The sequence below is a fragment of the Candidatus Egerieousia sp. genome (assembly GCF_056211015.1).
This window is the reverse complement of the sequence record NZ_JBAELF010000134.1, coordinates 1-6841: the sequence shown is the minus strand read 5'-3', so window position 1 is coordinate 6841 and position 6841 is coordinate 1. Positions and strand designations below refer to the sequence as shown.

Here is a 6841-nt window from a genome sequence, read left to right as displayed (position 1 = left end):
TGCAGGCTGGCCACAAAATTCGTATATTCGCAAATGAGAATACCGGCGGACCGGCATAAAAAGAAAAAACCCGGATTCATCACCAGCACTTACGTCTGGGAGAGGAACGACCGGGACTGCATTGCAAATATATGAAGAATTCAGAATACAACAAAATATTTTTTGATTCCGCCTTTTCAGAGGCAAGGATGAAGCCGTATTTTGACAGATATCCCGGAAACGAAAAGAAAGCTGTCCAGCACTATGAGCAGAATATACGGCTGGCAGAATCGCTGGAGCCTTCCCTATCCATCTTTGAAGTCACTCTGAGGAATGCCGTGATACGCGAACTCGTCAAGATGACTGGACGCCAGGATTGGTACGAATTCCTCAAATCAGACCCGGCATTGAAGGATCTATACAAGTATGTGACGACAGCAGGCAATCACATAAAGAGACGTGGAGAATCTGTCACCATAGACAAGATCAACGGTGAACTCACGCTTGGATTCTGGGTATCCCTGTTCAACGCCGAATACGAGATGGTTCTTTGGAAATATTTGAGAAAAGCCTTCCCGAATATGCCAAAGTCAATCAGGCAGAGAAAGAATGTCAAGAGTCAATCCCTATCAGTTATAAGTAAAACCAGAGTCAACTTCTATCAGGGATAGACTCCTGTCGGAGTCAACCTAAAGCAGGAAACGACACGAAGCAGTTTCTATTCTGATTATCAATAAGTTCTAAATCCTGCGTGGGGAAGTGAACTACTTTATATTCAAAGACTTACAAAGATAGCTAAAAGTATGAATTTACGCAAATTGTGAGGCAATATTGGCCAGGAGGGATGCAAAATCGCTTACGTCACCTTGGACACTGGCACGTTCGAGCGCAGACATATATTTGTCTCGGATTTCCTTTTGAATGATAGTCCACCGATATCCTCCGGATGCCAGCAATACGTTCATCCTTTGATTATTCCGGCCATCACGGACGGAGCGAACATCTCCTGGTACAAAGATACACTTTGATTTTTGCTGCGCAAATACAATAGGATTTTTGCCGCAAATATATGTGTCGGAATGATGGAAAGATTATTATTTTTGCAGTGAGGTCTGATGCCAGACTTCTTGACAACCTCTTAAAAAACAAGGCAGAGTGCTTGGTAACCTCTTTAAAAACAAGAAAATGAAAGCAAAAAATCACTCAGTGAATGTGCTGTTCATGCTTTTCAGCATACTCTTTTGCATTTGCCTTATCGCGGCAAACGTATTCGAAACCAAACAGATTGCATTCTTCGGCCACAGTCAGACAGGCGGCCTGATTGTGTTTCCAATATCCTACATCATCAATGACGTGGTGTGCGAGGTATGGGGGTTCAAGAAGGCCCGGCTGCTTATCTGGACTGGTTTCATCATGAACTTCTTCTTTGTAGGCGTTGGAGCACTCTGCGACCTGCTTCCTGGAGCCGCCTATTGGGATAACGCCGAAGGCTTCCACGCCATTTTCGGACTCGCGCCACGCATCGTCTGCGCCTCGTTAGCAGCTTTTCTCTGCGGAAGTTTCGTGAATGCATACGTAATGTCGAAGATGAAAGTCCGCGACGGGCAGAAGCGTTTCTCCCTCCGAGCAATATTGAGTACAATTTTCGGAGAAATCACGGACTCCATCATCTTCTTCCCGTTGGCTTTCCTGGGTATCGTTCCTATTGAGGAGTTACCCTGGCTTATGGCCGTCCAGGTATTGCTCAAGACTACGTATGAAATAATCGTCCTACCCCTTACAATACGCATTGTGGCCTGGGTGAAGAAGCACGAACAGACAGATGTCTATGACAATGATATCTCGTACAGCATCTGGAAACTCTTTGATTTGTAAACTGAAGCACAAAGTTACATCTTTAAAACCATCAAGGAAGGTCTTCCGGCATAAATTTTTCAAGAACTGACATCATAGTATTCTACATCCACCATCATTATCATTGTAATGGCATCTGCCTGCACAAAGGAGCGGAAAATAAGTAATAATGTGTAATTTTTACACAAATTATTTGGCGGATTGAAAAAAGCACTATATCTTTGCTGTGTAATTTTTACACGAGTAAGATATGGAAGAGAATAAATACTGTTACAAGTACCCTCACCCGGCTGTTACCACAGACTGCGTGATATTCGGTTTCGATGGCAGCGAACTGCAGGTGCTGCTCATTGAAAGAGGCATTGAGCCATTCAAAGGTAAATGGGCTTTCCCTGGAGGATTCCTGAATATGGATGAGACTGCCGAAGAAGGTGCCTTAAGGGAACTGAAGGAAGAAACCGGCCTTGAGAATGCCTACATAGAGCAGTTCAACACTTATTCAGACCTGGGAAGAGATCCGCGAGAGAGAGTTATCACAATTGCACATTACGCGCTGGTGCGCATACAGGAGGTAAAAGGGGGCGATGATGCAGCAAAAGCACAGTGGTTCCCTATCGACGAAGTTCCGCAGCTTGCCTTTGACCACGACAAAATCCTGCGCGATGCAATGAAGAAGCTGAGGGAGCGCATTCACTTCGAGCCGATAGGATTCGAACTGCTTCCTGAAAAATTCACAATGAAGGACCTTCAGGTTCTATATGAATCCATACTCGATGTGAAATTCGACCGTCGCAACTTTGCCAAGAAGATGCTGCACTACGAACTGCTGACCCAGCTCGATGAGACAGTCAGGCCAACCGCCAAGCGAGATGCCCTCCTCTATTCATTCAACAAGGAAAACTACGAGCTCTTCAAGAAAAAGGGCTTTCAACTGGAATTTTAAAATATTTTCAGCCCATTGGTGTAACAACCCTCTCCACTCCCCTACCTATTATTGTAACAAGTTAAACTTAAAACGTGATGAGTATGAAAACAAAAGTATTCAATTTGATTATTCTCGATGAGAGTGGCAGCATGAGATGTATTGAGCGTCAGGCTCTGAACGGTCTTAACGAAACATTGCAGACAATACGCGGAGCGCAAAAAAAGTATCCAGAGCAGGAGCAGCTGGTGAGCATCATTCCTTTTGAATCAGGGAACATCAGACTCCTCAGGGACAAGATTTCAATCAATGAAGTGAAAGACCTTAGACCAAAGGAATACAATCCCGGAGGCAGCACTCCACTTTATGATGCAATAGGCTTCGGCATCAACAGCATCAGGAATGAGGTAAGCGATGATGACAGCGTTCTGGTTACCATAATCACAGATGGTGAGGAAAACAGCAGCGTTGAATATACCGGCAAGGCCATTGCCACTATCATTGACGAACTCAAGAAGAAAGGTTGGATGTTCACATACATTGGAGCCAATCAGGATGCAGTAAGCGTGGCCATGACCATCAATATCAGCAATGCAATGAACTTCGTGCAGGATGATGAAGGTACCAGAGCAATGTTCGAGAGGGAACGCCTGAGCCGTGAAAGATATTTTGAGGAAAATGAAATTTACCGCAAGATGGATTCACCTGAGAAGGCCCGCAAGAAAAGAATAGCCAGGGCATTTGACAGCAACTTCTTTGATGAGCCTGAGGAAATGAACGAAAAGGACAAAAAAGCATGAAGCAAAAGATTTACAACCTGTTGATGGTAACCCACAGGGGCCTGCTGGAGAACACCTACCGGCAGGTCTTCTTCAATGATTCAGGACTATCGCCAGTGAAAACATTTGATGACTATCTGAGCGACTTCTACCTCTACCTGTACGAGGCCAGGCCGAAGTATGTCTCTGCTGACATCAAGGGTTACTATCTCCAGCAAATAAAGGATGAGAAGGCCACTCCGGCATGGCTGCGCCAGACCTTCAGGAGATTCCTGCTGGAGGAGAACAGGATTCTTACAGAGATGCGGGAAGCTTTGGCGGAGTACCGCAGGCAGCTTGCATCGGCGGGCAGCGGCAGGCAGCTGGACATTACCCTGATGCACGTAGGCTTTGCCATTGCCTGGTTCAACCAGCATGAAACCAGCGAGGACCGTTATCTGTTCTTCCGGAGCGCCTACAAGCATTTCAAGGGCTTCTATTCGTGGCCGGATATCGATCTTGACGACAGGGATGTTGCAAACATTCTCGAAATCAGCCAGGGAGCGTTACGCACCAGGACATCGAGACTGTGTGCAAAGGTCAAGCGCCTGGTCTGTGAGCTCAACGACGCCCTCATAGCATCATTGAACAAACAATCGCTCGACATTGCAAAGGAAATCTATGCCGAACCGGAACCTGACATGGAGGCCATTCTGGAGGAACTGCTTGGCCAGGCCGAACGTGAGCTTGAACAGTATGAACAGATAGTGAAACTGCGTATGGAGAAGCGGAAGTCTATCAGGACATTCGAGAAACTGAAAATGGAGGAACAGAAGTCTCGCAGAACCGTTGAGAAATTGAAAGAAGCATGCATAGCGGAAACGAGAATGGCATGCTTATTCTTAGATTCGGAAGACAAGAGCAGCAAGCCGGAAAAGAGCAGCCGCGTAGTCCGTATGTTCAAGAAACTTATAGGAATGTAAAGGCTGTTCTTTCACCGGCGATAGTTAATAAAACAAAGGAATTTCTCTCCAATGAAACAACTCTATATTATAAAGATTTGCACAGTAAAAGTATATTTACTTCGTTTTATGTGCAATTTTTATTATATTTGTGCCAGTTAATATAAATCAAATATGTTAAGAAATCCGCTGATACAGTTCGCAGGCATCCCTGTTTCTACATCTGACATCAAGACGTGCTTTCCAGACCTGGCATTCCCGGACAAGAAAATACAGGCACTGGAAAAGCAGGAAGAATTAATACGTCTTAAGCGCAATCTATACATAGTCAACAAAGAACTTACAGGCAGGGAGACCGATGCCCGCTTGTGCGCAAACCACATATATGGTCCATCATATGTTTCACTCCAATGGGCACTCAGGTACTTTGGAATGATACCTGAACAGGTATTCCAGATGACCAGTGTTACAACCAAGCGCTCGCGTTCTTTCAAGACACCGATTGGCGAATTCTCATACATGCAGGTTCCTGCCAGCTATTTCCCAATAGGCATTGAAGTCATTGAAGACAATGGCGTAAGTTTTCTTATGGCAAGCAGGGAAAAGGCTCTTTGCGACACAATTTTATATGACAATTTCGTACCGTCTCAGTCTATCTCAGCACTTGCTGCATATCTTGAGGAAGATATGAGACTTGATATGGATATTCTTATGGAACTGGATAAAGAAATCATCCTTGAATGTGCAAAGGCAGGCCGTAAGTCCCATATATTGACAAACCTTGTAAAAATGATTGAACGATGACAATATATGAATCAATGCTTGCCGGATACAACGGAAGCGGTACCGCAACACCAAATGCCGAACAGGAGGTATGCCAGAAGATTGCACTTGCAGGTCTCAAGCGCGGAGGTTTCTTTGACCATGCAGCCTTTTATGGAGGCACATGCCTGAGAATGTTCCATGGTCTCCCCCGTTTTTCTGAAGACATGGATTTCTCGCTTACCGAAAAGCGCAATGATATTCATCTAGAGAATTATTTTGATTCTATACGTGAAGAATTCAAGTTAGCTGGTTTTGAAGTAGAAATCACGAAAAAGGAGAAGGCAGCCTTCGGCAGAGTGGAATCAGCATTTCTTAAGGAGAACACAGAAGCATATGACATCAAGTTTCAGACTAGAAAGATGGTCAAGGTCAAGATTGAACTTGACACAGATCCTCCCCTGTCATTCAACACAGAACCAAAGCTCATGCTGCAGCCAAGTTCATTCATGGTACGTTGTTTTACACTGCCTGACCTTTATGCGGGGAAAATGCATGCCCTTGTATACCGTAATTGGCAGAGAAGGGGCAAGGGAAGGGATTGGTTTGATTTTGAATGGTATATACGTCATAATATACCGCTTGACTTCAATCATCTGCAAGCAAGAATCCAAGAATTCAGCGGAGAAGATGTCAGCCGGGAGCAATTCATGGAACAGCTTAGGAATAAACTTGCCACAACAGATATCAACAATGTCAAGCAGGATGTACTGCCTTACATCGGACTTCAGCAACGTCCAGGGCTCGACATCTGGACCAACGATTACTTCCTTCAGCTGGCCGATATGATAAAGTTCCAGCAGTGATACCCAACTTCTGTAAGTAGCTTAAGTTTTGAAAACGCGGTGCCACTGGCATTAAGCCTTGTAGCCGACTTGGATATTCCACCGGCGATAGTTCATCAAGCAAAAACTTATCTCCCCCATGAAATGAAAGACGTGCTGGAAGAGTTCTATGAGGGGAGTCAAGCCACTCATTGACACTATCTTTGCACAACGCCAAATTGTTCAACAAACTCCCGAAGTCCGCTATGATAATCAACTCTACCAATTCCAAGCAGATAGAATTCATTGATAGAACTGCCAGGTAATGGTGCGATGACGGAAAGTTAGAGAAGGTCTCACAGGAACGATAGAGGAAGAGATAGGCAGGACCACGAAAAGGGGCAGTTGTTCACTTTCCCATTATCTCATATTTATTTGAATGATTCATCAAATTTGTCTAATTTTGACAAACCTTAGCAAACCATGTTATTTTCCAAGCACCACCGGCAGGGTTCGTGTTGCGGGAATAGGAGGATTGGCTGCCAGATGGACACTTCAAGCCGAAAAGTTTGAAGTACTTTCTCACGGCGTAGACGGCGTGTTTCATGTGTGAACCAGAAGACTTCCGTTTCAGCAGCATGTTGTACTAACCCCTGCCGGGGAGCCGCAGCGATTGCCGCCGAGTCCTCCAATGTAATGATATAAGAAATACACTGGTTTTGATTATATTTAATCGACAAATTATCTATTAATCAACCAGTGTATGAAGCAATTAAGCTC

Annotated in this window: 7 protein-coding genes; all 7 read left to right on the top strand. The window is 44.7% G+C overall.

Annotation, left to right across the window (positions count from 1 at the left end; translation table 11 throughout):
* The first annotated feature begins 131 nt into the window (after positions 1 to 131).
* The 7 genes from AC06L3_RS08865 (at position 132) to AC06L3_RS08835 (ending at position 6103) form a co-directional block, all read left to right on the top strand.
* Complete coding sequence (locus tag AC06L3_RS08865; protein WP_475670261.1) at positions 132 to 650, top strand: hypothetical protein; 519 nt, start codon at positions 132 to 134, stop codon at positions 648 to 650.
* Positions 651 to 1164: 514 nt separating this feature from the next.
* On the top strand, positions 1165 to 1854 hold the full coding sequence (locus AC06L3_RS08860; protein WP_475670260.1) for a queuosine precursor transporter: 690 nt from the start codon (positions 1165 to 1167) through the stop codon (positions 1852 to 1854).
* 229 nt (positions 1855 to 2083) lie between these two features.
* Positions 2084 to 2776, top strand: coding sequence for an NUDIX hydrolase (locus AC06L3_RS08855; protein ID WP_475670259.1), 693 nt, complete (start codon positions 2084 to 2086; stop codon positions 2774 to 2776).
* Between the two features lie 83 nt (positions 2777 to 2859).
* Positions 2860 to 3555, top strand: coding sequence for a vWA domain-containing protein (locus AC06L3_RS08850; RefSeq protein ID WP_475670258.1), 696 nt, complete (start codon positions 2860 to 2862; stop codon positions 3553 to 3555).
* Entirely contained in the window at positions 3552 to 4496 is a 945-nt protein-coding gene (locus tag AC06L3_RS08845) for a hypothetical protein (protein WP_475670257.1), read from the top strand. Before AC06L3_RS08850 ends, AC06L3_RS08845 begins: the two co-directional genes overlap by 4 nt.
* Positions 4497 to 4649: 153 nt before the next feature.
* Entirely contained in the window at positions 4650 to 5279 is a 630-nt protein-coding gene (locus AC06L3_RS08840; RefSeq protein ID WP_475670256.1) for a type IV toxin-antitoxin system AbiEi family antitoxin domain-containing protein, read from the top strand.
* On the top strand, positions 5276 to 6103 hold the full coding sequence (locus AC06L3_RS08835) for a nucleotidyl transferase AbiEii/AbiGii toxin family protein (protein ID WP_475670255.1): 828 nt from the start codon (positions 5276 to 5278) through the stop codon (positions 6101 to 6103). Before AC06L3_RS08840 ends, AC06L3_RS08835 begins: the two co-directional genes overlap by 4 nt.
* Positions 6104 to 6841: the final 738 nt, after the last annotated feature.

Coding starts and splice junctions, on each gene's coding strand:
- AC06L3_RS08850 (WP_475670258.1), top strand. CDS start 2,860: ATGAAAACAAAAGTATTCAATTTGATTATTCTCGATGAGAGTGGCAGC.
- AC06L3_RS08845 (WP_475670257.1), top strand. CDS start 3,552: ATGAAGCAAAAGATTTACAACCTGTTGATGGTAACCCACAGGGGCCTG.
- AC06L3_RS08855 (WP_475670259.1), top strand. CDS start 2,084: ATGGAAGAGAATAAATACTGTTACAAGTACCCTCACCCGGCTGTTACC.
- AC06L3_RS08865 (WP_475670261.1), top strand. CDS start 132: ATGAAGAATTCAGAATACAACAAAATATTTTTTGATTCCGCCTTTTCA.
- AC06L3_RS08840 (WP_475670256.1), top strand. CDS start 4,650: ATGTTAAGAAATCCGCTGATACAGTTCGCAGGCATCCCTGTTTCTACA.
- AC06L3_RS08860 (WP_475670260.1), top strand. CDS start 1,165: ATGAAAGCAAAAAATCACTCAGTGAATGTGCTGTTCATGCTTTTCAGC.
- AC06L3_RS08835 (WP_475670255.1), top strand. CDS start 5,276: ATGACAATATATGAATCAATGCTTGCCGGATACAACGGAAGCGGTACC.